This is a genomic window from Pseudomonas sp. HMWF021, assembly GCF_003061005.1.
GTDB lineage: Bacteria > Pseudomonadota > Gammaproteobacteria > Pseudomonadales > Pseudomonadaceae > Aquipseudomonas.
The window spans coordinates 1-1,896 of record NZ_QAIK01000014.1 but is presented as its reverse complement, the minus strand read 5'-3'; the positions used below and the strand labels follow the sequence as shown (position 1 = coordinate 1,896).

Sequence of the window (1,896 nt, the reverse complement as noted above, 5' to 3'; positions counted from 1 at the left end):
CGTGAGCCCTACGAAATGGATCCCACCCGCCCTGTAGGAGCTGCCGCAGGCTGCGATCTATTGATTCTGCTTCTTGAAAACCATGAGCAAAAGATCGCAGCCTGCGGCAGCTCCTGCAGGGGGGTTGTCTGGGTCGCCGGATCTGACTACCATGCCAGGAAATTCATCCTATGATTGGATGAAAGGGCGAATTTCATGACAGACATCTCACCTTTGATCAAACGATCCCTGGTCGATCAGGCACTGGATCAGTTGCGTCAACGCATCACCGATGGCGTGTGGCAGGTCGGCGAGCGGCTGCCGACGGAGCCTGAGCTGTGCGCCGAGCTGGGCATCAGCCGCAACACTGTGCGTGAGGCCATGCGCGTGCTGGCGTTTTCCGGGTTGATCGAAATCCGGCAAGGGGACGGCAGTTATCTGCGCGCGGTGGTCGATCCGATGGACACGCTCAAGGCGTTGTCCCGCTGTACGCTGGAGCAGGCGCGCGAGACCCGGCACATCCTCGAAGTCGAGGCGATCGGCCTGGCCGCGCTCCGCCGCACCGATGAAGATCTGGCCGCGCTGCGCGAAGCACTCGGCACCAGCGGCAGTCATTACCACGGCGATCTCGACACCTACATTGCCTGCGATCTGGTGTTCCACCGCCGTCTGGTGGACGCCGCGCACAACCCCACCCTCAGCGAGTTGTATCGCTATTTCTCCAGCATCGTCGGCGCGCAATTGCGCCAGACGCTGAACATCGTCCCGCGCCGTCAGGAAGTGTTCGACCTGCACATCGAGTTGCTCGATGCGGTCGAGCAACGCGACCCGGAACGGGCCAAAGCCATATCGAGGCAGTTGATCAATGAACCTTGAAAGCGAGAAAAACCTCACCCCCAAACGCACGGCAGAGCTTGAAGAACTGCTGATCGACGCCGAGGCCGACGACGAACAAGTCCAGCAGAGCCATCCGCTGGTGCGCCGGCCATGGCTGTTGCTGCTGGGGCTGATTCTGGTAGCACTGAACCTGCGCCCGGCGCTGTCGAGCATGGCGCCGCTGCTCAGCGAAGTGTCCAGGAGCCTTGGTCTGTCTGCCGCTCAGGCCGGTCTGCTGACCACTCTGCCGGTGTTGTGTCTGGGTTTGTTCGCGCCGCTGGCGCCGATTCTGGCGCGACGTTTTGGCGCTGAACGGGTAGTGCTGGGGATTCTGCTGACGCTGGCTGGCGGGATCATCCTGCGCAGCAACTTCGGTGAAATCGGCCTGTTCGCCGGCAGTGTGCTCGGGGGGGCGAGCATCGGCATCATCGGTGTGCTGCTGCCGGGTATCGTCAAACGCGACTTCGCCAGACACGCCGGGACCATGACCGGCGTGTACACCATGGCCCTGTGTCTCGGCGCGGCGATGGCGGCGGGTTCGACCGTGCCGTTGAGCGAACACTTTGATAACAGCTGGGCACTGGGCCTGGGCTTCTGGGTGATCCCGGCGCTGGTGGCGGCTGTGTTCTGGTTGCCGCAGGTCGGGCAGAAACACGGCGCGCATAACGTTGCCTATCGGGTGCGCGGACTGCTGCGTGATCCGCTGGCTTGGCAGGTGACCTTGTACATGGGCCTGCAATCGTCGCTGGCGTACATCGTGTTTGGCTGGTTGCCGTCGATCCTCATCGGTCGCGGGCTGACCCCGACCCAGGCCGGCCTGGTGCTGTCCGGTTCGGTGATCATCCAGCTCGCCAGTTCGCTGGCCGCGCCGTGGCTGGCGACCCGGGGCAAGGATCAGCGTCTGGCTATCGTGGTGGTGATGGCGCTGACCCTCGGCGGTCTGTTCGGTTGCCTGTACGCGCCGATCGAAGGGCTGTGGGGCTGGGCGATTCTGCTGGGGCTGGGGCAGGGCGGTACGTTCAGCCTGGCGCTGACCCTGAT

Annotated in this window: 2 protein-coding genes; both read left to right on the top strand. The window is 63.4% G+C overall.

The genetic code is table 11. The features are described from left to right. The first annotated feature begins 195 nt into the window (after positions 1-195). The gene (locus DBR18_RS01180; RefSeq protein ID WP_108588960.1) at positions 196-855 is read left to right on the top strand and encodes a FadR/GntR family transcriptional regulator; all 660 of its coding nucleotides are present in this window, start codon (positions 196-198) and stop codon (positions 853-855) included. Continuing rightward, a partial coding sequence (locus DBR18_RS01175; RefSeq protein ID WP_108588959.1) for an MFS transporter occupies positions 845-1,896 on the top strand: 1,052 nt, incomplete at its 3' end. The genes DBR18_RS01180 and DBR18_RS01175, both read left to right, overlap by 11 nt.

Excerpts from the sequence above, each read along its gene's own strand:
- DBR18_RS01180 (WP_108588960.1), top strand. The coding sequence starts at position 196 with ATGACAGACATCTCACCTTTGATCAAACGATCCCTGGTCGATCAGGCA.